This is a genomic window from Methylophilus sp. DMC16, assembly GCF_056314045.1.
Map to the genome: position 1 here is coordinate 381,083 of NZ_JBQUZC010000003.1, position 22,747 is coordinate 403,829.

Consider the following 22,747-nt stretch of genomic DNA (forward strand, 5'->3'; position numbering starts at 1 on the left):
TTGGCACGGGGCATTTTTTGTCTTGTCACTGCGATTATCTTGTGCTAATTTACAACATGTAACAAATTTGTAACTAAACGTAATTTGGTTGATACAAGCTGAATTCTGGGTTGGCAAACATGTTATCTATTTGCGAAACACAATGCGTTACCAGGCCAAATGCCTCGGCTTCATCGGAAAGTGTGTTGAGGTTGTTGCTGAGTTTGGGCGTGTTTTCGGGGCTGATTGCCATGGCTTTTTTGCATATCGGTGCCTGGATGGTGTTGCCATTTGCTGGCTTGGAATTGGTGTTGGTGGTTCTGGCGTTTGTGGTGGTGCTGCGTCATAGCGGTGACTACGAAAAAATCACTTTCGTTGAGGATCATATTGAAATCGAACAAAGTGTGTTGGGGAAAATAAAACACGTTCGGTTTCAGCGCTACTGGACCCGTATAACGCTCAGGGAAGGTGAGAACGGCAAGACGTCACTGTGGATAGGGTCCCATAATCAAGAAGTCGAGTTTGGTCGAGATACCATGGATGATGCGCAACGCGAAGCCCTGGCCTCTCATCTCAAACGAACACTTCTAAAAACTAGATAACTGGATTTTGGAGCGATTAGATGCAAGGGATGAAGAAACTCGGGGTTGGTGCGGTTGCATGGTTTTTGTCTTTAAGTGCGCATGCTGACTACACCTGGAATTTTCCGGAGCCAGTCACGCCAATGGCTTTGGATACCCTCCACGTACATAATAAATTCATGCTGATTACTGCCGTGATTTTTGTGGTGGTGCTGGCAATCATGATTTACTCGATTGTGACCCACCGTCACAGCAAAGGCTACAAACCTGTCGCCGATAACCCTCCCTCTACTGCCGTAGAAATTTTCTGGACCTTGATCCCGTTTGCGATCCTGCTGTTGATTGACTTTGTCATCATGGGTATCCCGGCCTATCACAGCGTGGTGATGATGGAAGACACGCGAGACCAATCGACCATGGTGATCAAAATTACCGGGTCACAGTGGCGCTGGCAATATGAGTATCTTGATGGCGATGCCAAGGGCATCAAGTTCGTCAGCAACCTGGCGACGACTAACGGCCAAATGCATAACGAGGAAGGTAAAGGCGAGCACTACCTGCTTGAAGTCGATAATCCGCTGGTGTTGCCTGTAGGCGAGAAGGTGCGCATTTTGATGACGGCCTCTGATGTGTTGCATAACTGGTGGGTGCCACAGTTTGGCTCGTCACGTGTGGCCGTGCCTGGGTTTATCCGTGAAACCTGGGTGCAAGTCGAGAAGCCAGGCGTCTACCGTGGCCAATGCAAAGAACTCTGTGGCAAGGGGCATGGCTATATGCCGGTGGTTGTGAATGCGGTTTCCAAAGAAGAGTTTGCGCAGTGGGCAAACAAAAAACAGGATGAGCAAAAAGCCGCGAATGATGTGAAAGAAATGACCAAGGATGAGTTGGTGGCGCAGGGTAAAGTGGTTTACGAGAAAAACTGTGCCGTCTGCCATCAGGTGACCGGGGCTGGCTTGCCGCCTGCATTCCCGGCCTTGACCGGCAGCAAAATTGCGACGGGCGCTATTTTTGGCTCTGATGGCAAATATCAGAAAGATAGCCACCTTGACCGCGTGCTGAATGGCAAGGGTGTGATGCCCGCCTGGAAGGCAACTTTGAACGATACGGAAATTGCAGCGGTGATCACCTATGAGCGTAATGCCTTGGGTAACGCGGCGGCAGTGGATGCCGTGTTGCAGCCAGCGCAAGTTAAAGCAGCCCGTGAATAAATATTTAAGCGATTGATTTAGGAGAGCACTATGAGTACTACTTCAGTAGCACATCATGACGAGCATCAGGATCACCCAACCGGGATCATGCGTTGGCTGACGACGACAAACCACAAAGATATCGGGACCATGTACCTGACGTTTTCACTGATTATGTTCCTGGTCGGTGGCAGCATGATTCTTGGTATCCGTGCCGAGTTGTTCAAGCCCGGACTGCAATTGATGAACCCCGAGTTCTTTAATCAGTTGATTGGCGTGCATGCACTGATCATGATTTTTGCAGCGTTGATGCCTGCTGCAACCGGATTTGCCAACTGGATGTTGCCGTTGCAGATCGGTGCGCCAGACATGGCTTTGCCACGCTTGAATAACTGGGGCTTCTGGATTTTGCCCCCTTCCGCCATCTTGCTGACGTTGCCATTCACTCTGGCATTGTTTGGCGTGGGTGATGGCGCGCTGGCCACCGGTTGGACCTTTTACCCGCCGCTGTCTGTGCAAGGCGGCATTGGTGTGGACTTTGCCATTTTTGCGGTTCACTTGCTGGGTATTTCGTCTGTGTTGGGTTCAATCAACATTATTGTGACGATTTACAACATGCGTGCGCCTGGCATGACCTTGATGAAAATGCCGATGTTTGCCTGGGGTTGGCTGATCACCGCTTTCTTGCTGATTGCCACCATTCCCGTGCTCGCCGGTGCAGTGACCATGTTGCTGACGGACCGTCACTTTGGTACACACTTCTTTGACGCGGCCGGTGGCGGTGACCCGATTATGTTCCAGCATTTGTTCTGGTTCTTTGGTCACCCGGAAGTCTACATTCTGCTATTGCCCGTCTGGGGCTTTATCCCCCAGATTCTGCAAACCTTCAGCCGCAAGCCTATGTATGGCTATAAAGCGCAAGTGTATTCATTGTGGGCGATTGGCGCTTTGGCGGTCGTTGTTTGGGCGCACCACTTCTTTACAGCCGGTATGCCTGTGCCTGCATTGCTGTACTTTATGTATAGCACCATGGCAATTTCCTTACCGTTGGCGGTACTGTTCTATTGCTGGATTCGCACCATGTGGAAAGGCTCCATGAGCTTTGAAACCCCCATGCTGTTCACGGTTGGTTGGATTATTCTGTTTGGCGTGGGTGGTCTGACTGGTCTGGTGCTCGCAGACGTGGCTGCCGATGCGCAATATCACAACAGTTACTTTGTGGTCGCACATTTCCATTACACCCTGTTTGCGGGTGGCATCATGGGGATTATGGCGGGCGTGTACTACTGGCTGCCAAAAATGACAGGCCACATGTATAACGAGAAACTGGGTAAATTACATTTCTGGTTAACAGCCATTTCATTCAATGTGACCTTTATCCCTCAGTTCTTTGTTGGCTTGGCCGGGATGCCGCGCCGTATTCCAGACTATGCCTTGCAGTTTGCCGAATTCAATATGATTTCGAGTATCGGTGCATTTGCCTTGGGTCTGTCACAGTTGCTGTTTGTCTACATCATTATCAGCTGTGTCAAAGGTGGCAAAAAGGCATCAGACCGAGTCTGGGAAGGGGCGCAAGGCCTGGAGTGGACGTTGCCATCTCCTCCGCCATATCACAGCTTTACTGAACAGCCGGTGGTTAAATAAATGCTAAAAAAGCCAGTCAATCCAGTTTTTTTGGTTGATTGGCTTTGTTTTAAGGTTGACGTATTTTGAGTGATCCCAAGCAGTCTAATAACAGGAAAATTGCATGGCTGCTCGCTGCGGTAGCAATTCTCTGGTACCTGATTTCGATGTTTACGATCTGGAAGTAAACCAGTTGCATAAACAGTTATGGCATTAAAACAAGATCAGGTAGAAGCCAATCGAAAATTGGCTTTTAAATTGGTGTGGATCATCGTCGGTGCGCTGTTGTTTGCCTTTGCCTTGGTGCCATTGTATGACGTCATTTGTTCTGTGACCGGGCTCAATGGCAAAACCAAAAATACGGCGGAAACAGCCACAAAAGCAGTTGTAGATTTAAAGCGGGAAGTCACCGTGCAGTTTGTGTCATCGGTGATGCCTGGATTGGGGTGGAATTTTTATCCTAAGCAAAACAGTGTGGTCGTGCATCCTGGCCAAGTCACTACGGTCATGTTTGAGGCAAAAAACATTACCAATGAGGAGGTGGTCGGGCAGGCCATTCCCAGTGTGACCCCAGGCAAAGCATCGGCCCACTTGAAAAAAATAGAGTGTTTCTGCTTTGTCAGGCAATCGTTAAAACCGGGTGAAGTGAAGGCATTGCCACTGCGATTTTTCGTCAGTGCCGAACTGCCCAAAGATGTACAAGAAATGACCTTGTCGTATTCGTTTTTTCCGGCAAGTCAGCAATAAATAATATGAGTAACACGATCAAAGGATAGGGAGTTAATGCATGGCTAGTCATTCAGAAAATCACTATTTTGTCCCGCACGGCAGTATCTACCCGGCATTGATTTCAGTCGGGTTGCTGTCGATGGCGAGTGGCTTTGTCTTTAATGTTACCGGCTCGGACACGCGGCTGGATGGGTCTATGAAAAATCCGGCCTTGTCCTACCTCGCTACCCCGGGCAAGTACATGATGTATCTGGGCCTGGCGATTGTGCTGACCATGATGTTCAAATGGTTAAGTACAGTTGTCACTGAAAGTGTCACCGGGCAGTATAAAAAATGGGAAGACAAATCTTTCCGTATTGGCATGATCGTGTTCATTTGCTCTGAGGTGGCTTTTTTTGCGGCGTTCTTCGGGGCATTGTTTTATATGCGCGTGTTGTCGGTGCCTGATCTGGCTTCTTACGCGCCAGACATTACGCCTTACAAGGACTTTTTAAGTACTTGGCCATCACAGGGGCCTGGCGGAACGGTTCTGGGGGAGACCTATCAACCAAGCACCGCCTTTCACCCCATGACTTGGAGTGGCCTGCCACTGATCAATACCTTATTGTTGTTGAGTTCTGGTGCGACCATTACCTGGGCACACTGGGGCTTGATCAAAAATAACCGCAAACAACTGATTGTAGGGCTGTTCCTGACGATTGCACTAGGGGTGACCTTCTTGTGCTGCCAGGCAGCCGAGTATCACCACGCTTATACAGAAATGGGGCTGACGCTGAAGTCTGGCGCCTATGGTGCGACCTTCTTCATGTTAACCGGTTTTCATGGCTTTCACGTTACCATTGGCACCCTCATGCTGATTGTGATCTGGTTGCGCAGCATTCGCGGTCACTTTACTCCCGAGCACCACTTCGGGTTTGAAGGCGTGGCTTGGTATTGGCACTTTGTGGATGTGGTTTGGCTCGGTTTGTATATCTTTGTTTACATGCTCTGACGGTTAAAAAGGGCGCAAACAGCGCCCTTTTTAGTCTGGTGATTCCATCGTTCTGGATTAAAGCGTATGGCCCACGTAGCCAAAATGTGCGGCGATGACCAGTGCGAGAAACAGGAAGATAGACAGACCAATACGCAGGGTAAGTGCTTTAACCGTGCGGTCTGATCCGCGTTTGTCTTTGAGTAAAAAAAGCAGGGCAGAAAACAGGCTGCCAATAATGACGATCAGTATCAAAATGGTGGCAATTTTAATTAACATGATGTGATCTCTCGGTAACGTGATGACATTATGGGCTGTAAGCAAAAAAATGCAAATACCCTTGGGAAATTATGTTTTTCGTCTGCGCTGGATGGTGGTGGCTGTGATGGTGGTGGCAATCTGGAGTTGTCTGCGCTTGGGCCTGTGGCAGTGGCATAAGGCTGAGCAAAAACAGGCGATTATGCTGGCATTGAAACCGCATGGCGATGCCGTGGAGCTGCGCGCACAAGCGCTGGATATTCCCAGTCATGTTGAGGCCCTGCACTTGCAGACAGTGATGATCGGCGGCCGCTATCTACCACAATACAGTTTTTTTCTGGATAACCAGGTGGTTCAAGGGCAGGCCGGATTTGCTGTCATCACACCGTTTTTACTGCATGACCAGAAGCATCTTATTTGGGTGAATCGTGGTTGGGTGCCCGGTTTTGCAGACCATCAAAAAATCCCCGAGATTCAGACCCCTGAAGCAGAGCAAGTCATCCGGGGGATGTTCTGGCAACAAAGCAAAACCGGATTCCGGTTGGATAAAGCGGGCTCAAGCTGGCAGCCGGTGCAACCTGTAATCGATTTTTCCTACTTACGGCAGCATGTGCCTTTTTCGTTTGCAAATGTCATCCTCAAACTTGATCCAACAATGCCTGCCGGATTCGTTAGAGTATGGGAAGTGCCTGGTGGGCAAATTGAAAAGCATATGAGTTATGCCTATCAGTGGTTTGGGTTTGCCTTGGCGAGTTTTATGATTGGTCTTTATCAAATGATAGAAAAGCGGTCTTGATCATGCAGGAACAGTTGACAGAGGTGGTTTTGGACCCGGTCCAGCAGCGCAAAGGCCGCAGGGTATTTTTTCTGCTGGCGGTATTTTTTACAGTGCCGCTGCTCGTCGTGGTCGCGATGTTCAAGTTTGATTGGCGACCCAGCGGTAAAAGTCATGGTCAGCTCATTCATCCGCCGGTCTCGATTGCGCATGCGACGCACTGGGTCAGCGACAGGCAGCAAGCGCTGCCCACCTTCTGGCAAGACAAATGGAATATGGTGTTTATCGCACGGGAGTGCGACAGCGCTTGTATGCAGCGGCTGTACGACCTCAGGCAGATTTATGTCTCCTTGTATAAAGACATGATCCGCGTGCAACGGGTGCTCATCACGCAACAGACCGATACCACAGAGATCCGTGCACGTTATCCTGATTTGCTGATTATTAATGGAGAAACGCAGCAAGTTGCAGAATTGGGTGGGCTATTAAGCGGTGGTGGACAGAATACGCTGGATGCCCACCGCGTGTATTTTATTGATCCGCTCGGCAATATCATGATGCAGTACGGGCCAGAGATGGAAGCCAAGTGGATACGCAAGGACTTGGTCAAATTATTAAAAGCTTCTTGGGCTGGATAGTCGATGTTTAAACGCTTAAGTGTGCTGGCGGCGATGGTGGCCTTTTGTGTGGTGGTGCTAGGGGCTTATGTCCGGCTCTCTGATGCCGGCTTGGGCTGCCCAGACTGGCCGGGTTGTTATGGTGCGCTCACCGTGCCGCAAAGTGAGGCGGCGATCGCGTCTGCGCAACAGGCCTATCCGGATAAACCACTGCAACATGCCAAAGCCTGGAAGGAAATGGCACATCGCTATCTGGCTGGCAGCTTGGGCCTGTTGGTATTGCTGCTTGGTGTATTGGCTTACAGGCAAAGGCAATTCTTGCACACCCCGTGGCAGCTCTCGGCGGGATTGATCGGCTTGATTGTGTTGCAAGCGTTGCTGGGTATGTGGACGGTGACTTTGTTGCTGAAACCCATGATAGTGACTTTACATTTGCTGGGCGGCATGACGACCTTGGCTGTCTTAAGCTGGATCGCATGCCGGCATGTTGTCAGCCAACGTATCGTGATCAGGCCGTGGCAATTGCGCTGGTTGCAACTGGCTTTGCTGGTCTGGATACTGCAGGTGCTACTTGGGGGCTGGACCAGCAGTAATTATGCGGCCTTGGCCTGTACGGACTTTCCCACTTGCCATGGTGCCTGGTGGCCAGACATGGATGTGGGCGAGGCGTTTCATTTGACACGGGCGTTGGGTGAAAGCCGGGACGGCGGACAGCTACACCTGAATGCATTAACGGCCATCCAATGGGTGCATCGGCTAGGGGCACTGCTGGTGTTTGTATGGCTCATGGTCAGCGTCAAGCTGTTGTGGCAATCAGCCATGCCGCGTTGGTTAACTGGTTGCTTGCTGATGCTCGTGTTGGGTCAGATTGCATTGGGGATTGCCAACCTGATTTTGCAGTTACCGTTAGTGCTGGCGGTCATGCATAACGCCGGGGCTGCGCTGCTCGGAATATGCCTGGTCGCCATTAATGCCAGATTGAAGCATTCATTAGATTAAAACAAGGGGGAGTATGCGATGCAAACAGCATGGATCACACACATGGCCGCTGCAAAAATGGGCTTGCGGCACTTTTATGCCTTATGTAAACCGCGCGTCACTGCGCTGATCGTCTTTACCGCCATGATAGGCATGTTTATGGCCACGCCGGGTATGGTGCCGGTCACTGTGCTGGTGGCCGCCACGGTGGGCATTGCTTTCGCATCTGGGGCTGCCGCGGCATTCAATTGCCTGATCGAGTATAAGATTGATGCCATGATGGCGCGTACGCGCGCACGCCCATTGCCTACCGGCCAGTTATCGCAAATGGAGACCTTGCTGTTTGCCAGCGTGCTGGGCGGGGTAGGGTTGAGCATCCTCTATTACTGGGTAAACCCGCTCACCATGTGGCTGACCTTAGCTACATTTGTCGGCTATGCGGTGATTTACACGGTGTTTCTCAAACCCGCTACCCCGATGAATATTGTGATTGGCGGCGCTTCTGGCGCCATGCCGCCGATTCTGGGTTGGGCAGCAGTCAACAATACCGTCTCGCCAGAGTCGCTGGTGATGTTTTTGATTATTTTTGCCTGGACGCCTCCGCACTTTTGGGCGCTGGCTTTGTATCGCCGCGAAGAATACGCCAAAGTCGGCATGCCCATGTTACCGGTCACCCATGGTGAGCGGTTCACACTGTTGCATATTGTCTTGTATACCGTGATTCTGGTGGTGGTGTCGCTGATGCCTTACGGCCTCGGCATGAGTGGCTGGCTCTACCTGTTGTCCGCCGTGCTGCTCAATGCAGTGTTTATGTATTATGTGGTCAGCCTCTACCGACAGTATTCAGATGCGCTGGCTAAAACCACCTTCAAGTATTCCATCCTCTACTTGAGCCTGATTTTTGCGGCGCTGTTACTGGATCATTACCTCATTTAAAAAACAACAGCGTTTAAAATCAAAGCCACAGTGCCGATGCGGATAGCTCCCGTATCGGCACTGTGCTTTTAGCCCGTTATTTAATCACGCCACACGCGATTCTTGGCCCCGCATTGCCCGCTGGCTGAGTCACATAATCGTCAGCATCGCGATGAAGAATCATCGCATGTCCAATCAGTGCATGTGCCCCTTCAGCCAGGCTGGCATTCTCCAGCGTAGCGCGGTAAATGGCATGGCCAGTGTTGTCTGCTTTCAGGTTAGGAAGGTCGCCAAAATGATGGCTAGGCGTTGCTTGCGAGGCATGTGGATGTGCATCGGGATTGAAGTGCCCGCCTGCACTCGAAGCATCCGCCGCAGAGCAATCGCCTTTCTCATGAATATGAAAGCCGTGTATGGAGTTGGGCGTCAAGCCCGCCACACGGGCAATCAACAGTACTTTCGTGCCCTGTTGAATCAGGTCTACATCGCCGGTGACCTTTGAGTCGGATTTGGCTTCCAGCGTGGCGTGCGCAGAAGTCTGCTGCATGAAAGGTATTTGACTGCAGGAGGCCAATAAAAAAGGCGAGAGGCTGAGCAGCAAGCGGGAGAGGGTTTGCATGAAATACTCCTTGGTATGAATCATTGAGCGAGAGATTACTGTCACCAGGCGAGGGCAGGTGTCGCAAAGTCGGGCATAGACCCTTAAAGCAGGCACCGGGCTTTAAAAGTTTCCATGACGATCACTGGCACCATGCCACGATGCCTGGGTGATCCGACTACTTGGGTTGCAAGAAGCCCAGACCATGCGACCAGGTAATCACATGCACGCCGGCCTCTTTCTGTTTGTCAGCAATTTGCAAATGCAGTTCATGCATTTTGGTCCAGTGGTGCTTGGGACGGTAATGGTGCTCGGCATGATAGCCATTGTTAAACCAGATCAGGTTGTAAAGCTTGCTGTAGCTGCTGACCCCCCAGGCAATCGGCAGGTCAGGATTGCCGCGCCAGTGCTCATACCAGCCGTTAAGCGAAGACAGGCAGTGACCAAGGTAATAAAACGGCACCATAAACAGCATGAATTTCCAGTTCAGCACAAAACCGACCAGCACCAGCAGGATGGAGCAGAGGATTTCAAACACACCAAAGCGCGCCAGGCCAGGATTACGTTTTTTAATTTCCCGGTAGATTTCCGCCGGGTCGTCCCTGAAATAACTTTTGAAGGTATACGCCCAGACATTCTCAGGCTCTCCGTTGCTGCCATAGCGGTAAATTGAGAGCCAGTCTATGGTGTTGCCATTGGCATCCGGCCGGTCGCTGTTACCGATATGATGGCGTTTATGCACGGCATCATAAAAGGTTTGCGAGAAGACCATGGTCACAGACTCCAGCAGGCTGAATATCCGGTTCAGGAACTCAGACTTAAAGTAGGGGTTGTGGATGAAGTTATGCGAGATGCCATTGATGTTCCATGAAATGCTGACGGCGTAGACCAGCCCCAGTAGTACATTGGCGTACCAGGGCAGGCGGTCAAACCATAGAAACATGCCAATCAAATAGGCAAAATGCAGTATTCCGAACACAACGGGGATCACATCCCAGTAAGAGTAGGCAAATAGAAAGCCTGGCTTGTTTTTGGCGGCCATTTATTGTTCCTTCATCCATTCCATCATAAATCCAATCGGGTGTGGCCAAGGGATCACCTTGACCCCGGCTTGTTTTTGTTTCTCGGCAATTTCTGTGTGCAAGGTATGCATCTGTGTCCAGTGATGCTTGGGCCGGTAGTGATGTTCGGCGTGATAGCCATTGTTTAACCACAACCAGTTATAGAGTTTGTTATAGCAGCTGACACCCCAGGCAATTGGCAAGTCCGGGTTGGCGCCGGCGTGCTCATAGTAGCCATTCATGGCCGTCAGCGAATGGCCCAGGTAATAAAAGAACACGAAGAACAGCCCGAATTGCCAATCCCACAGCAAAAAGCCCACGATCATCAAGGTGACCACGACGACTTCAAACACCGCAAAATAAGCCAATGCCTGGCTATGTTTTTTAATCAAACCGTAGATGCGTTTGGGATCATCACGGAAATAACTCAGCAGCGAGTATTTGAGTGGATGCTCGGCTTGACCATGCTCGCCATGACGATAAATGGAGATCCAGTCTATGGTCTCGCCATCGGCACCTTTGCGGTCATTGTTGCCGATGTGATGTTGCCGGTGGACATAGTCATACATGGTTTGCGAGAAGCCCATGGTGACTGATTCCATCAGGCTGAACAGTCGGTTGAGCAGGGCAGATTTGAAGTAGGCATTGTGAATAAAATTATGGGAAACACTATTCACATTCCACGAGATGCTAAAGGCATAGATCAGTCCCACCACACATTTTTGCCACAGCGCCAGACTATGAAAGCTGGAAATCATCCATGCAAAAAACAGAAAATGCAGGCAACCGGCAAGGACAGGGATGATATCCCAGGCGCTATAAGCGAACAGGTAAGGAGATTTTTTGACGCGCACGGGCCAAACCTCAGCAATGATCCACAGATAAAATAATCTCGTATCATGCAGCGGATCACTTACTTAATCCTTACAGCGGCAGAATTTTGCCAAACAGGGGCATGCGCCGACGTTTAGCGCATCGCAGAAGCAACAAAAAAGCCTGTGTAAAACACAGGCTTTTTTTGCAAGTGGTCGCTTAACTGGCGGACAGGCAGGATTTCATAAATGCTTTACGCTCATCGCCTTTGAGCGCTTTGGTTTTAGCGTCGGCGTTACAGGTTTTCATTTTTTCCTGTTGCGCGGTCAACCCTGAGCTGGCGCCCTCTGCGGACAGGCATTGTTTCATGAATGCTTTGCGTTCATCGCCGGCCAAGGCCTTGGCTTTTGCATCGGCGTTACAGGTTTTCATTTTTTCTTGTTGCGTGCCAGCCTGAACAGAAAAACAGACACAAGACAGCAACATAGCAATCACCAGTTTATTCATCGACGTCTCCAAACAAAATAAATTTTTCGAGTTTGAGGCTGCCAGCGGCGGGCCTGTGTTGCATTTTGACATAGAGCGCATGGCTTGGGGAATAAAAAAAGCCCGGGAGATCCCGGGCTTTTATGCCTGACGCTGAGACGTCTATTTAATGAATGGGCATACGATAGAGCAAGCCGGCTTTCATGTCGGGGATCAGTAGTGATTTGCCATCCGCGGAGAGGCTGATATCGGCTGCTGACTGATAGCCCTGGATGATGCGTTGCGGCGTCGCTTTGGGGTCACTGAGTTGCCAGACGTTGCCGCCCGCCCAGTCACTGACATACAGCATGCCGTAGGCGTCGCGGATCAGACCATCTGCACCACCAAAGCCCTGGTTCAGTAGCGTCACTACCGGCTTGCTGCCACACAATTGAACACTGAACAATTTGCCTGTGCCAAAGTCTGCGACCAGCAAACGGTTAGGACCATCCATGAGCAAACCATTGGGGCGTTTGATCCCGGCATTGGCTTTGAGCACTTGCGTGACCTTACCCTCAGGCGTGAGTTTGAAAATCCCCGCGCCCTTGCCGTTGTCATCGCCACTGTCAGAGACGTAGACATTGCCCAATCCGTCAATCTCGATATCGTTCAGAAACACTGGTTTTTGTGGGAAGGCACTGGCGGCAGCGACTACGGTCTGCTTGCCGTTGCTGGTGTCAATCCGCACCACGCGATCATTATCCGCCACATACAGTTGACCGTTAAACAGATCTAGCCCTTTGGGGTCATTCAGGCCTTCTGCCAGTGTGGTACGCGTGCCGTCGGCCGCAATGCGCGTGATTTTGCCATCGCCCGCTTTACCAAATTCACCGATTTCAGACACATACAGGGTGCCGTCCGGGCTGGCAAAAACGGATTCAGGCATGGCGAATCCGCTCAGTGTGTTGGCGGTGTTGGCGTTCACGCCGGACGCACCTGCTTTGCCGGTGTAGCTCACCCGGTAAATCACGCCATTGTAATCGTCCGAGACCAGCAACGAACCATCCGCAAGCTGTAACACATCCGTCGGGCGGCCCCAGACTTCGCCATCCGCGGTGAGCCAGCCATCAATAAATGGCTTGGTTTCCTTGACCTGGTGCTGAGCATCAAAAGTCACGCGCACCAACTGGTAGCCAACCGGCACCTTGCGGTTCCACGAGCCATGCTGGGCAATCACCGCATTGCCCTGATACTCGGCAGGGAATTGCTTGCCTGTGTAAAACTTGAAGCCCAGATTGGCGCTGTGCGCCTGGAATTCTGCGACAGGCTTGGTCACCTCAGCGGGCGGCGTTTTGTTTTTCCAGTTGGGATCGCGTGTATCACCGCCTGCAAAATAGGGAAAACCAAAGTGCAGCCCGGCTTTAGGCGCTGCGTTAAGTTCGTCATGCGGGATATCAGGTCCGAGCAGATCGACGCCATTGTCAGTGAAAAACAGGGTTTGGGTGTCTGGCTGAAAATCCATGCCGACCGAGTTACGCACGCCTTTGGCAAACGTTTCCACCTGACTGCCATCGGCATTCATGCGGATAATTGAGGCCTCGTGACCTGTCGGGTCGCAGATATTGCATGGCGCGCCTATTGTTACGTACAGCTTGTTGTCCGGCCCCACCGCCAGATAGCGCCAACCATGATGCGCCTTGTCCGGCAGTTGGTCATACACGACTTCACGCATGGCCTTAAACGGCAGCGTGAGATCAAAGTCTGGCGCGGCATAGCGTGTGATGCGATGCTGCTCGGCCACATATAAATGGCCATCCACCATGGCGACGCCATTGCCAACCTTGAGATCGTCCAGAATGCTGACCACCTGGTCAGCCTTGTGATCCTTGTTTTTATCGACGACGGCATACACATGATTGCCACGTGTACCGACATACACATTGCCATTGGTGCCCAGCGCCATCTGGCGGGCCCCCGGCACCTCGGCATACACATCAATCTGAAAGCCATCCGGCAGATGCAGTTTGTTTAAATTGGCACGTACATCATTGATATCTGCCCAGGATGCATTCGCCACTGTCGTGAGCACGGCGCCTAGCAGGCAGGTGATTAATCTTTTTTTCATCACGGATATCCTCTTCTCTACAAATATTTAAACCAATATACCTAGCTCAGCCAGTGTAAGCACTTGCGCAAGCCCTGCAAAGTTTAAAAATATGAAATGATTGCCTATTCCTATTTTGGATATGCTGCTTATTGCTATTTGGTAGTAATATCAATGCCTGATTATTCAATGAACCGGGGATATTATGAATAATGAATGCTGGCATGCGCACGACAAGGAACGGACTATTTCTCTGCTCTCGGCACTGACGCCCAAAGAGGGATTTACCCTGACCGCACTTGATGGCGTCAAACTCATGCGCTGGAACCGGTCGATTGCACGCAGCCCAGTGTTTTACGAACCCAGTATTGTGTTTGTCTGCCAGGGCAGAAAAGTGGGTTACCTCGGCGGTGAGGTCTACCAGTATAACCCGCAGCAGTTTCTGATTCTGTCAGTGCCGTTGCCGTTTGAAAGCGAAACCATCGCCTCCCCAGACGAGCCACTACTGGCCATTTCTATCCGTATCAACTTATCGGTGATCTCAGAGTTATTAATGAGTCTGGAGCACACAACGCCGATGCAGGTGAATGGCAAAAGCGGCATTATTTCTACCGCGCTGGACAAACAACTCTCCAATGCAGTGGTGCGATTACTGGAGTGCCTGCAATCCAAAACGGAGGCTGCCGTGCTTGGCCAGGCGATTATCCGCGAGATTCATTACCGGCTGCTCACCTCGGCGCAATCTTCTGCCATCCTGGCCGCGCATAGCACGCACAGCAATTTGGGCCGCATCAGCAAAGCCTTGCGCCTGATTCATGCCGAATATGCCAACGCCCTCAATGTGGACACTCTGGCGGCGGTCTCTGCCATGAGTGTGCCGTCGTTTCATGCCGCCTTTCGCGATGTCACGGCCACTTCGCCTATCCAGTATTTGAAAAAAACGCGGCTGCACAAAGCCAGGCTGCTAATGGTGCAAGACGGCATGAATGCCACGCTGGCGGCGACCAAGGTGGGGTATGAGAGCGCTTCGCAGTTTAGCCGTGAATTCAAGCGCATGTTTGGCCGCAGCCCGATGGAAGAGGTGAGTGCAGTCCGTAGTGCCTTGATCACTTCACCAGGGGAATTTATTGGCAATCAACGGGACTATGCTTATGTGACCGTTCAGCAATAGCGTTTATGCGGCCTGTCAAAACATCCGAGAGGAATAGGCAACGATTTGAGAAGAGCAGGCAAGCCGGATGGCGTACGCTTGTTTAGACTGTTGATCAGACTGCGGACGACTTTGGCCGCGGAACATTTGGTTGAACAAAAAGACATGGAGATGCGATGAAAACTGCAGCCTACGGCGTACAAAATGCAACCTCGCCCGTTGCCCCTATGAGTATAGACCGCCGGGAACCCGGTCCGAATGATGTGCTCATCGACATCGAGTACTGCGGGATTTGCCATTCGGATATTCACCAGGCGCGCAATGAATGGGGCGGTGGTTCACTCTATCCCATGGTGCCAGGACATGAAATTGTCGGCCGCGTGCGGCAGGTCGGCCCGCAAGTGAGCAAGTTCAAGCCTGGGCAATTGGTGGGGGTCGGTTGCATGGTGGATTCGTGCCGTCACTGTGAGGCCTGCGATGAAGGCGAAGAGCAATACTGTGACCACACGGTATTCACCTACAACGCCAAAGACCCCAAGCATGGCGGCCTGACCTTTGGTGGCTATGCCGAGCGGATTACCGTTGATGAACACTTTGTGGTCAGCGTGCCGGAAAACCTGGATACCAAAGCCGTGGCTCCCTTGCTCTGTGCCGGCATTACCTTGTATTCGCCATTGAAACACTGGCAGGTGCAGCCCGGCCAGAAAGTCGGCATTATCGGCCTGGGCGGCTTGGGGCACATGGGCGTCAAGCTGGCGGCCGCGATGGGCGCGCATGTGGTGATGATCACCACTTCGGCCAGCAAGGCGGCTGATGCGACCAAGCTGGGGGCGCATGAGGTGCTGATCTCCACACAAGCCGAAGACCTGGCCAAGCATGCATCCAGTTTTGATTTGATTATTGACACGGTGCCGGTTGCCCATGACCTGAACCCTTATATTGGCCTGCTCAAGCGGGATAAAACTATTGTGCTGGTCGGTCCGCTGGACCCGGTTGACGTCCATGGCGCCAATCTGATCACGCAACGTCGTCATGTCGCCGGGTCACTGATAGGCGGCATTGCGGAAACCCAGGAAATGCTGGATTTCTGTGGCAAACATAATATCGTCAGTGATGTCGAGATGATCGATGCCAACTATATCAATGATGCTTACGAGCGCATGCTTAAGAGTGATGTGAAATATCGTTTTGTGATTGATATCAATTCCATGAAAGCTTAAGCGGTGATGACACGTAAGTGTTGAGTACTTGCCGTCTGGCGATAAAAAAGCCCTGTTGAAATGAACAGGGCTTTTTTATAGGTAATGCCAGGCCCGATCACCAAAGCTAAGGTCCGAAAACAGTTTAAACATATTCGTCTATCATTGAGCGTTTCTGCTTGGCAGGCGCCTGGTTGTTCTGGTTGAGAGTCGACGAGCCTTCTGTCTGTTTCTGCTTTTCTGCCGTTTCCTGTTTTTGCCGGATAAGTTGGTCCAGTTGTGCTTGTGTCGCCTCGATTTGCAATTGGATGAGCTTGGCTTTGGCCTGCCCTTCTTTCGATTGCGTATTAATTGCTTCCTTCAGGTCTTTTTGCAGGGAGGTCAGCTTTTTCTGCAGTGCTTCTATGGCCGACTGGCTGCTGCCGCTCGTGCTGGCTGTACTGGTCATTTGAGTGCTCACAGCGGACATCGAAATAGAAATGGACATGGCATGCTCATAAAAGTATTGGCTACAATTGAATTACGACACAAGTTAGCCAAACTTGAGAAAAGCGCTGAATGTTTGACCAGGCATGTCTTGGTTTTGAAACCATATTCGCTGAAAAATCTGGCTGGTATTTTGTTTTGTCAGTATTTTGCGTATAGCCTCCGATATTTAGACTGTGCTGGTGGGTAATGGGGTTATTGATGCGGCAGGATGATCTCAGTTGATTGACGACTGACCTAGTAGAAAAAGTCAGTGTGACCAAGCCGACGATGACGGGTTTTATGGAAATTATTCAAAGCAAAACACAAAAATGTTGACAATGAAAGTATTTAAGAATAGTTTGAATACAGTTTGTTAATTCTACACAAATCGCCAATGTTGCCGGTTTAGTGTATGGCTAGGAAAGCCCTGTTCAGTCAGTTTGTTGACTGAACAGGGCTTTTTTTTGCTCAAAATTTACATCGCTGTACTTATCAAGCTTAAGGGAACAGATGAATGCTCGTACTAAATAAAATCATTGCTAACTCGACTGATCAGGGAGTCGCTGAGCAGTTACACGATTTAAATCACCATGGCGTTGTTGAACACTTGGTACTGAATAAGGACGATGTTCTGAGGCACCGACTGCGGATGAAGACGGATAAAGGCACGGAGTGTGCGATTCAGCTTTCCAGAAATGAGATGCTGTCCAATGGGGCAGTCCTCCTACTTGAAGACAAAAAAGCCATCGTCGTTCAAATGGCTAAAGTTGAATATCTTTGCTTGCGGCCCACTAGCTTAGCTGCCGCGCTGGAGGTTGGGTATTTCTGCGGGAATATGCACTGGAAAGTGGATTTTGAGGGCGATATTTTGAGAATCATGTTGAATGGTCCGAAGGAACGATATATCGAGCGCATTTTCCATTTTATTTCGGATGTGAAAGTTGAGTTGATGCATGAGTAGTGATTCCCTATTCATCACTCTGCAGCATGCAGACAGCTTCTTTCCTTCAGGAGCAACCTCCTTTTCCTGGGGATTGGAGACGCTCTGCAATGAAAAAAAAATTCAATCTTCGTTTGATTTAAATACGTATATCGAGGGTCAGTTAAGAGGACGTTGGGTCACTTGTGAATTGCCAGGCCTCATCGCTGCATACCAGGCGAAAGGGGATTTAGCAGCGGTTGCGCGCGTGGATAAAGAGCTACATGTTTTATCGCTTACTAAAGAGTTTAGAACAGGTGCTGAACGCGCTGGTTCTGGCTTGTTAACCACGCATGCAAAATTAGGCACGCCGCATGCGGAAGAATACAAGAAACTCGTCAAAAGCCTAAAAGCGCCTGGGCAACTCTCGGCAGTTCAGGGGCTGCTGTGGTTTGGGGTCGGTTTAACCAAGCATCAGGCAGCCGTGTTGTCTGGATATAGTTTTTGTTCAGCCTTCGTCAGTGCAGCCATCAGGCTGGGTCTGATTGGCTATGTTGATAGCCAGATCATCATCAAGAACATGCATGAGATTTCTGCTCATTTGCTCTCGCAACCCTTGGTGCCGCTTGAAGAACTTCATTCGTATATACCCGAAACAGACATTGCTGTGATGCGGCATGAAACAGCAGATTCAAGATTGTTTTTTAATTGATGGCATACATTGAGGGAGAAATGCATGTTACTAACACCCGTAGAAATGGAGCGCTTTGCAATATTCAATGCAGCCCAGTTGGCGCGTAGAAGAATGGAGCGTGGCCTTAAGTTGAACCACCCTGAGGCGATTGCCATTATTGCTGACGAAATTATGGAAGGGGCAAGAGACGGACGTTCCGTGGCCGAGCTCATTAGTTATGGCTCACAGATTCTGACGACTGACGATGTCATGCCAGGCGTGGAAGCCATGGTCACGATGATTCAGGTGGAGCCTGTTTTCCCTGATGGGACAAAACTCGTTACCGTGCACGATCCAATCCGGCCAGGAAAACTCAAGCGAGCGCCAGAGGATGAAATTGTTCCTGGTGAAATCATTGCAGCCGATGGAGACATTGAAATTAACGCCGGTAGAAAACAGGTTTCATTGAAAGCTGTGAATACTGGAGATAGGCCTATCCAAATTGGCAGCCATTATCACTTTTTCGAGGCTAATCGAGCCCTGGATTTTGAGCGTAGATTATCTTTTGGAATGCATCTCGACATCCCAGCTGGTACCGCAGTGCGTTTTGAGCCCGGTGAAAGCAAAGTGGTGACCCTTGTCGCTTTTGGCGGTAAAGCAGAAGTATATGGTTTAAACAACTTGACCAATGGTTCTACAAAAAATGAAGAACTACTAGAGGTCGCTTTAGAGCGTGCACGTCAATCAAACTTTAAAGGTGCGTAAGAGATGGCAAAGATCACGCGTAAAGAATATGCAGCAATGTACGGCCCAACTGTTGGCGATGCTGTTCGACTTGGAGATACCTCACTGCTCGCTGAAATCGAAAAAGATTTTGGATTCCCAGGGGATGAGTGTTTGCATGGCGGCGGCAAAACGCTCCGTGATGGACTTGGAATGGCGCCGGGGTTTGATAGCGCATCCGGATCATTAGATATGTTGATCTCAAATGTGGTGATTATTGATCCAGTACTCGGCATCGTTAAAGGGGACATTGGGATTAAAGCCGGGAAAATAGTCAAGATTGGCAAGGCCGGTAACCCCGCCATTATGGATGGCGTAGATAATGACTTGGTGATTGGCGCAGCGACCACGGTGCGGGATGGTGAAGGGCTCATTGCCACGCCTGGAGGCATTGATGTTCACGTTCATTTTGACAGCGCACAACTTTGCGAGCACGCCCTTAGTTCTGGCCTGACAACCCTCATAGGTGGGTCACTAGGGCCGATTACAGTCGGTATTGACAGTGCCGGGGAGTGGAATGTTGGCAAAATGCATCAATCCAGTGAGCATTGGCCAATCAACTTTGGATTCTTGGGTAGAAGCTCCTCCAACCCTCAATCAATATACGATCAACTTTCAGGCGGTTGTTTTGGTCTGAAAATTCATGAAGACTGGGGCGCGATGCCCGCTGTCATCGACACTTGCCTCTCTGTTGCGGATGAACTTGACTTCCAAGTTTGCCTTCACTCAGACACTTTAAATGAAAGTGGTTTTCTTGAAGACTCATTGGCCGCGGTCAAGGGTAGAACAATACACATGTACCATACGGAAGGCGCTGGTGGTGGGCATGCACCTGACATCATCAAAGTCGTCGGGGAGCTGAACTGCTTACCTTCTTCTACTAACCCCACCAATCCTTACACCATCAATACCTTCGATGAGCACCTGGATATGATTATGGTTTGCCATCATCTGAACCCATCCATTCCAGAAGATGTGGCCTTTGCTGAGAGTCGCATTCGAGCTCAAACAATTGCGGCTGAGGATGTTTTACATGATATGGGCGCCATCTCTATGCTGGGTTCTGACAGTCAAGGCATGGGGCGTATCAACGAAGTGGTTTGTAGAACCTGGCAGTTGGCAAGCAAGATGAAAGACCAGCGCGGCCGTTTAGCCGAGGAAACCTCCCGAATTGGGGATAACGAGCGGATCAAAAGGTACATCGCTAAATATACGATTAACGCAGCACGCGCGTTTGGGATCGATGAACATGTTGGCTCATTAGAAAGTGGAAAAATTGCGGATATCGTTTTATGGCGCCCTGCATTTTTTGGCATCAAACCTGAGTTAGTCGTGAAAGGCGGTTTCATTGTCTGGTCTCCCATGGGGGATAGTGCTGCATCACTAATGACCTGTGAACCAGTCATTATGCGTCCACAATGGGGCGCTTTTGGTGGCGCGCCAAGTCAGTTGAGCTTTAACTTTGTGAATCCTTTGGCAATAGAGGCTGGTCTGTCCGACAAGTTAGGGCTCAAAAAAGGCCTGCTTCCATCGTATGGCACCAGAAAAATCAATAAGTCCGATATGCTTCACAACAAGACCCTGCCTAATATCAGTGTCAATTCTCAAACCTTTCAGGTCTCCATTGATGGCGTTCCGATCACTTGTGAGCCTTCAACGAAACTCCCATTGGCGCAAAGGTATATGTTCAGATGAATACAGACACTGTCAAACCACATCAGGGGGCCGCCAGGGTCGGCATTGGCGGTCCCGTTGGGTCGGGTAAAACGGCCTTACTTGAGCAACTTATTCCAAGATTTATTGCAAGAGGCACCCAACTCGCTGTCATCACCAATGATTTAGTAACTAAAGAGGACGCAATCAGGATTCAACGGAGCGGACTGATTTCACCTGACCGGGTGATGGCAGTCGAAACTGGCGCCTGTCCTCATACTGCTATCCGTGAAGATCCAACGATGAACATCCAGGCGGCTGATTTTCTGGATGAGAAATATGGAAATCTGGATCTCATCCTGATTGAAAGTGGCGGTGATAATTTGGCCTCTTCCTTTTCACTTGATCTCGTTGATTATTGGTTATTCGTCATTGATGTCGCAGGCGGTGATGATATTCCACGCAAACGCGGGCTAGGTGTCATGCAGTGCGATTTGTTGATCATCAATAAAACGGATTTAGCACCCTATGTGGGGGTGAATATCGAACGGATGTTGATGGAAGGTGAAGAGGTTCGAGGTGGCAAGCCAATACTGCTCACCAATTGCGCCAAAGGTCATGGCATTGATGAGGTGGTCGAGAAAATTGCCAGGGAGGTTCTTTTTGAGGGCTAACCATTTACAGGTTGTAGCGCCCATCGTCGAGACAATAGGGGCTGGGGATGCCCTGCCTTTGTCTTTAATGAAGCTTGGTTCAACAGGCGGTAATCAAGTCAGATTGGTATTTGTATCTCCTGGGCCTGGTAAGCGCACTTATATCGATGAGCAATTTGTCACTTATCCCTTTCATGTATGCCGAGCATATTACAAACCAAATGATCCGCCCAGTATGGCTACTTTATGCTTGCAATCGACTAGCGGCGGTATTTTTGAGAGTGATAGAACCAGTGTTTCGATCGTCCTTGCAGAGAATAGCCAGGCACGCGTTACCACTGCGGCCGCGACGGTTGTGCACAGGATGGAGAAAGACATCGCGCAACAGAAAGTCTTTATTGAAGCAGGGCCGGGCTCATTTTGTGAGTATGCGCCTGGGCCTCTGATTATGTTTCCGATGGCCAATTTAATATCGAGTCTAGAGTTGAAAGTGGATCCATCAGCGACTGTGATATTTTGCGACTCTTTTATCGCGCACAACCCCAATCACAATGGCGAGACGTTTACGCGTTTACGGACAGACGTCTGTGTCCGTAATCTACAAGGGGAAGTGCTGGTGAGGGATCGCGCCTTGGTGACTGGGGAGACCTACGAAAGCAAGACCCTGGGCATTACCGGCAAATATAAGGCGCAGGCAACACTCATGGTGATCGCCCAGCAGGTGCCTGCAGACGCTCTGGTGACCCATCTGCGGGCAGGATTGGTTGCGATGGAGGCGTTATATGTGGGCGTGTCTACCTTGCCATCCAACGCCGGGGTGTGGATACGGATGCTGGGGGAGGATGGTGCATCCCTCAAGCAAGGGCTGGATTTAGCATGGATATTGGTTCGAGAGTTTATGGTTGACGCTTTGCAATTAGCTGCGCTTGATTAGGGCAGATGCGTAGGAATGATCAATTTAAATGGAAATGAGGAAAATATGAGAAGTGATATTAAATATCTAGTGACGATGTTTTTGATGATGTGGGCCGGAAGCACCTACGCGCACCCTGGGCATTTCGACGATATGATGGGTTTTTTTGCAGGCTTCAGTCACCCTTTTAGCGGGGTTGACCATTTACTTTCTATGTTTGCAATAGGACTGCTCGCTGGTCAAAGAGGTGGCAAAGCAATCATGTTGGCGCCGGTGGTATGCCTTTCGGCAATGGCGCTAGCATGTGCTGCAGCCATTTCTGGGCTGGTTATTTCTTTCAGTGAAATGGGTATCCTTTTAACCTTGGTCATCAGTGGCGTGCTGTTAGCATGCAGGGTCAAATTGTCCCTGCCATTGTTATTACCTTTGGTAGGGATGTTCTCTCTTTTTCATGGCTATGCGCATGGTCTTGAAATGCCGTTTAATGCAAAAGGTTTTGAATACGGGGTGGGTTTGGTGGCAGGTTCGTCATTACTTCTGTTGGCGGGTATGCTCACTTCACTCAAAGGGCGTGAGAAGATAGTGGCCTATCTTGGCGCTGCAACCGCAGTGGTTGGGTTGTCGCTTCTGGTTGTATAAATACAATAAAATGCTTGAAGGCCGATTGCCTTGGTACGTTGTAG

General features: G+C 50.2%; 26 protein-coding genes. 18 read left to right on the forward strand and 8 right to left on the reverse strand.

What is annotated here, in order from left to right:
* Window positions 1–73 precede the first annotated feature (73 nt).
* Entirely contained in the window at window positions 74–232 is a 159-nt protein-coding gene (locus ACT53D_RS13315; RefSeq protein ID WP_476156808.1) for a hypothetical protein, read from the reverse strand.
* Here ACT53D_RS13315 and ACT53D_RS13320 point away from each other — a divergent pair.
* The 5 genes from ACT53D_RS13320 (at window position 210) to ACT53D_RS13340 (ending at window position 5,090) form a co-directional block, all read left to right on the forward strand.
* Entirely contained in the window at window positions 210–581 is a 372-nt protein-coding gene (locus ACT53D_RS13320; protein WP_476156802.1) for a DUF2244 domain-containing protein, read from the forward strand. The two genes, ACT53D_RS13315 and ACT53D_RS13320, sit on opposite strands and share 23 nt — an antisense overlap.
* Window positions 582–601: 20 nt before the next feature.
* Entirely contained in the window at window positions 602–1,768 is a 1,167-nt protein-coding gene (gene coxB, locus ACT53D_RS13325) for a cytochrome c oxidase subunit II (RefSeq protein ID WP_476156632.1), read from the forward strand.
* Between the two features lie 30 nt (window positions 1,769–1,798).
* Window positions 1,799–3,391: a cytochrome c oxidase subunit I gene (gene ctaD, locus ACT53D_RS13330; protein ID WP_194749336.1), complete on the forward strand. Its 1,593-nt coding sequence runs from the start codon at window positions 1,799–1,801 to the stop codon at window positions 3,389–3,391.
* A 186-nt stretch (window positions 3,392–3,577) separates the two neighbouring features.
* Entirely contained in the window at window positions 3,578–4,117 is a 540-nt protein-coding gene (locus ACT53D_RS13335; protein ID WP_194749337.1) for a cytochrome c oxidase assembly protein, read from the forward strand.
* A 40-nt stretch (window positions 4,118–4,157) separates the two neighbouring features.
* Window positions 4,158–5,090: a cytochrome c oxidase subunit 3 gene (locus tag ACT53D_RS13340; RefSeq protein ID WP_476156634.1), complete on the forward strand. Its 933-nt coding sequence runs from the start codon at window positions 4,158–4,160 to the stop codon at window positions 5,088–5,090.
* A gap of 57 nt (window positions 5,091–5,147) precedes the next feature.
* On the opposite strand, the gene ACT53D_RS13345 is transcribed toward ACT53D_RS13340, so the two are convergent.
* Window positions 5,148–5,348 (reverse strand): twin transmembrane helix small protein, encoded by a 201-nt coding sequence (locus ACT53D_RS13345; protein ID WP_194749339.1) that lies wholly within the window; start codon window positions 5,346–5,348, stop codon window positions 5,148–5,150.
* A 49-nt stretch (window positions 5,349–5,397) separates the two neighbouring features.
* Between ACT53D_RS13345 and ACT53D_RS13350 the strand changes: the two genes are divergently transcribed.
* Genes ACT53D_RS13350 through cyoE form a run of 4 tightly spaced genes read left to right on the forward strand, consistent with a single transcriptional unit; the run spans window position 5,398 to window position 8,633 of the window.
* Entirely contained in the window at window positions 5,398–6,123 is a 726-nt protein-coding gene (locus ACT53D_RS13350) for an SURF1 family protein (RefSeq protein WP_476156636.1), read from the forward strand.
* Between the two features lie 2 nt (window positions 6,124–6,125).
* On the forward strand, window positions 6,126–6,740 hold the full coding sequence (locus ACT53D_RS13355) for an SCO family protein (protein ID WP_476156638.1): 615 nt from the start codon (window positions 6,126–6,128) through the stop codon (window positions 6,738–6,740).
* Between the two features lie 3 nt (window positions 6,741–6,743).
* Window positions 6,744–7,718, forward strand: a complete 975-nt coding sequence (locus tag ACT53D_RS13360; RefSeq protein WP_275356682.1) for a COX15/CtaA family protein — start codon at window positions 6,744–6,746, stop codon at window positions 7,716–7,718.
* Window positions 7,719–7,736: 18 nt separating this feature from the next.
* Window positions 7,737–8,633 carry a heme o synthase gene (cyoE, locus tag ACT53D_RS13365; RefSeq protein WP_194749343.1) on the forward strand — a complete coding sequence of 299 codons (897 nt, stop codon included), beginning with the start codon at window positions 7,737–7,739 and terminating at the stop codon, window positions 8,631–8,633.
* Window positions 8,634–8,709: 76 nt separating this feature from the next.
* Here cyoE and ACT53D_RS13370 read toward each other — a convergent pair whose 3' ends face one another.
* The 5 genes from ACT53D_RS13370 to ACT53D_RS13390 all read right to left on the reverse strand — a co-directional run bounded on the left by ACT53D_RS13370 (window position 8,710) and on the right by ACT53D_RS13390 (window position 13,674).
* Window positions 8,710–9,231, reverse strand: coding sequence for a superoxide dismutase family protein (locus ACT53D_RS13370; protein ID WP_228518914.1), 522 nt, complete (start codon window positions 9,229–9,231; stop codon window positions 8,710–8,712).
* Between the two features lie 157 nt (window positions 9,232–9,388).
* Complete coding sequence (locus tag ACT53D_RS13375) at window positions 9,389–10,252, reverse strand: fatty acid desaturase family protein (RefSeq protein ID WP_275356683.1); 864 nt, start codon at window positions 10,250–10,252, stop codon at window positions 9,389–9,391.
* A complete protein-coding gene (locus tag ACT53D_RS13380) occupies window positions 10,253–11,125 on the reverse strand; it encodes a fatty acid desaturase family protein (protein ID WP_379073580.1) in 873 nt (290 codons plus the stop codon). It lies immediately after the preceding gene.
* 178 nt (window positions 11,126–11,303) lie between these two features.
* Entirely contained in the window at window positions 11,304–11,591 is a 288-nt protein-coding gene (locus ACT53D_RS13385) for a PsiF family protein (RefSeq protein ID WP_194749345.1), read from the reverse strand.
* Window positions 11,592–11,736: 145 nt separating this feature from the next.
* Window positions 11,737–13,674 carry an SMP-30/gluconolactonase/LRE family protein gene (locus ACT53D_RS13390; protein ID WP_476156641.1) on the reverse strand — a complete coding sequence of 646 codons (1,938 nt, stop codon included), beginning with the start codon at window positions 13,672–13,674 and terminating at the stop codon, window positions 11,737–11,739.
* A gap of 184 nt (window positions 13,675–13,858) precedes the next feature.
* On the opposite strand from ACT53D_RS13390, the gene ACT53D_RS13395 reads away from it, so the two are divergent.
* Window positions 13,859–14,824, forward strand: coding sequence for an AraC family transcriptional regulator (locus ACT53D_RS13395; protein ID WP_194749347.1), 966 nt, complete (start codon window positions 13,859–13,861; stop codon window positions 14,822–14,824).
* Window positions 14,825–14,979: 155 nt separating this feature from the next.
* Entirely contained in the window at window positions 14,980–16,023 is a 1,044-nt protein-coding gene (locus ACT53D_RS13400; RefSeq protein WP_194749348.1) for an NAD(P)-dependent alcohol dehydrogenase, read from the forward strand.
* 124 nt (window positions 16,024–16,147) lie between these two features.
* On the opposite strand, the gene ACT53D_RS13405 is transcribed toward ACT53D_RS13400, so the two are convergent.
* Window positions 16,148–16,489 (reverse strand): FlxA-like family protein, encoded by a 342-nt coding sequence (locus ACT53D_RS13405; RefSeq protein WP_476156643.1) that lies wholly within the window; start codon window positions 16,487–16,489, stop codon window positions 16,148–16,150.
* A gap of 495 nt (window positions 16,490–16,984) precedes the next feature.
* Here ACT53D_RS13405 and ureE point away from each other — a divergent pair, with 495 nt between their 5' ends.
* From ureE to ACT53D_RS13440, 7 genes are all read left to right on the forward strand, one after another.
* The gene (gene ureE / locus ACT53D_RS13410) at window positions 16,985–17,431 is read left to right on the forward strand and encodes an urease accessory protein UreE (RefSeq protein ID WP_476156645.1); all 447 of its coding nucleotides are present in this window, start codon (window positions 16,985–16,987) and stop codon (window positions 17,429–17,431) included.
* Window positions 17,424–18,101, forward strand: a complete 678-nt coding sequence (locus ACT53D_RS13415; RefSeq protein ID WP_476156647.1) for an urease accessory protein UreF — start codon at window positions 17,424–17,426, stop codon at window positions 18,099–18,101. The genes ureE and ACT53D_RS13415 overlap by 8 nt, the downstream gene beginning before the upstream one ends.
* A gap of 24 nt (window positions 18,102–18,125) precedes the next feature.
* The gene (locus ACT53D_RS13420) at window positions 18,126–18,827 is read left to right on the forward strand and encodes an urease subunit gamma (protein WP_476156649.1); all 702 of its coding nucleotides are present in this window, start codon (window positions 18,126–18,128) and stop codon (window positions 18,825–18,827) included.
* A gap of 3 nt (window positions 18,828–18,830) precedes the next feature.
* Window positions 18,831–20,540 carry an urease subunit alpha gene (ureC, locus tag ACT53D_RS13425; protein ID WP_476156651.1) on the forward strand — a complete coding sequence of 570 codons (1,710 nt, stop codon included), beginning with the start codon at window positions 18,831–18,833 and terminating at the stop codon, window positions 20,538–20,540.
* Window positions 20,537–21,172, forward strand: a complete 636-nt coding sequence (gene ureG, locus ACT53D_RS13430; protein WP_476156653.1) for an urease accessory protein UreG — start codon at window positions 20,537–20,539, stop codon at window positions 21,170–21,172. The genes ureC and ureG overlap by 4 nt, the downstream gene beginning before the upstream one ends.
* A gap of 214 nt (window positions 21,173–21,386) precedes the next feature.
* Window positions 21,387–22,085, forward strand: a complete 699-nt coding sequence (locus tag ACT53D_RS13435; RefSeq protein WP_476156655.1) for an urease accessory protein UreD — start codon at window positions 21,387–21,389, stop codon at window positions 22,083–22,085.
* A 45-nt stretch (window positions 22,086–22,130) separates the two neighbouring features.
* On the forward strand, window positions 22,131–22,703 hold the full coding sequence (locus tag ACT53D_RS13440) for a HupE/UreJ family protein (protein WP_476156657.1): 573 nt from the start codon (window positions 22,131–22,133) through the stop codon (window positions 22,701–22,703).
* The last annotated feature ends 44 nt before the right edge of the window (window positions 22,704–22,747 follow it).

Coding starts and splice junctions, on each gene's coding strand:
- ACT53D_RS13315 (WP_476156808.1), bottom strand. CDS start 232: ATGGCAATCAGCCCCGAAAACACGCCCAAACTCAGCAACAACCTCAAC.
- coxB (WP_476156632.1), top strand. CDS start 602: ATGCAAGGGATGAAGAAACTCGGGGTTGGTGCGGTTGCATGGTTTTTG.
- ctaD (WP_194749336.1), top strand. CDS start 1,799: ATGAGTACTACTTCAGTAGCACATCATGACGAGCATCAGGATCACCCA.
- ACT53D_RS13335 (WP_194749337.1), top strand. CDS start 3,578: ATGGCATTAAAACAAGATCAGGTAGAAGCCAATCGAAAATTGGCTTTT.
- ACT53D_RS13340 (WP_476156634.1), top strand. CDS start 4,158: ATGGCTAGTCATTCAGAAAATCACTATTTTGTCCCGCACGGCAGTATC.
- ACT53D_RS13345 (WP_194749339.1), bottom strand. CDS start 5,348: ATGTTAATTAAAATTGCCACCATTTTGATACTGATCGTCATTATTGGC.
- ACT53D_RS13350 (WP_476156636.1), top strand. CDS start 5,398: ATGCAAATACCCTTGGGAAATTATGTTTTTCGTCTGCGCTGGATGGTG.
- ACT53D_RS13355 (WP_476156638.1), top strand. CDS start 6,126: ATGCAGGAACAGTTGACAGAGGTGGTTTTGGACCCGGTCCAGCAGCGC.
- ACT53D_RS13360 (WP_275356682.1), top strand. CDS start 6,744: ATGTTTAAACGCTTAAGTGTGCTGGCGGCGATGGTGGCCTTTTGTGTG.
- cyoE (WP_194749343.1), top strand. CDS start 7,737: ATGCAAACAGCATGGATCACACACATGGCCGCTGCAAAAATGGGCTTG.
- ACT53D_RS13370 (WP_228518914.1), bottom strand. CDS start 9,231: ATGCAAACCCTCTCCCGCTTGCTGCTCAGCCTCTCGCCTTTTTTATTG.
- ACT53D_RS13375 (WP_275356683.1), bottom strand. CDS start 10,252: ATGGCCGCCAAAAACAAGCCAGGCTTTCTATTTGCCTACTCTTACTGG.
- ACT53D_RS13385 (WP_194749345.1), bottom strand. CDS start 11,591: ATGAATAAACTGGTGATTGCTATGTTGCTGTCTTGTGTCTGTTTTTCT.
- ACT53D_RS13390 (WP_476156641.1), bottom strand. CDS start 13,674: ATGAAAAAAAGATTAATCACCTGCCTGCTAGGCGCCGTGCTCACGACA.
- ACT53D_RS13395 (WP_194749347.1), top strand. CDS start 13,859: ATGAATAATGAATGCTGGCATGCGCACGACAAGGAACGGACTATTTCT.
- ACT53D_RS13400 (WP_194749348.1), top strand. CDS start 14,980: ATGAAAACTGCAGCCTACGGCGTACAAAATGCAACCTCGCCCGTTGCC.
- ACT53D_RS13405 (WP_476156643.1), bottom strand. CDS start 16,489: ATGTCCATTTCTATTTCGATGTCCGCTGTGAGCACTCAAATGACCAGT.
- ureE (WP_476156645.1), top strand. CDS start 16,985: ATGCTCGTACTAAATAAAATCATTGCTAACTCGACTGATCAGGGAGTC.
- ACT53D_RS13415 (WP_476156647.1), top strand. CDS start 17,424: ATGAGTAGTGATTCCCTATTCATCACTCTGCAGCATGCAGACAGCTTC.
- ACT53D_RS13420 (WP_476156649.1), top strand. CDS start 18,126: ATGTTACTAACACCCGTAGAAATGGAGCGCTTTGCAATATTCAATGCA.
- ureC (WP_476156651.1), top strand. CDS start 18,831: ATGGCAAAGATCACGCGTAAAGAATATGCAGCAATGTACGGCCCAACT.
- ureG (WP_476156653.1), top strand. CDS start 20,537: ATGAATACAGACACTGTCAAACCACATCAGGGGGCCGCCAGGGTCGGC.
- ACT53D_RS13435 (WP_476156655.1), top strand. CDS start 21,387: ATGGCTACTTTATGCTTGCAATCGACTAGCGGCGGTATTTTTGAGAGT.
- ACT53D_RS13440 (WP_476156657.1), top strand. CDS start 22,131: ATGAGAAGTGATATTAAATATCTAGTGACGATGTTTTTGATGATGTGG.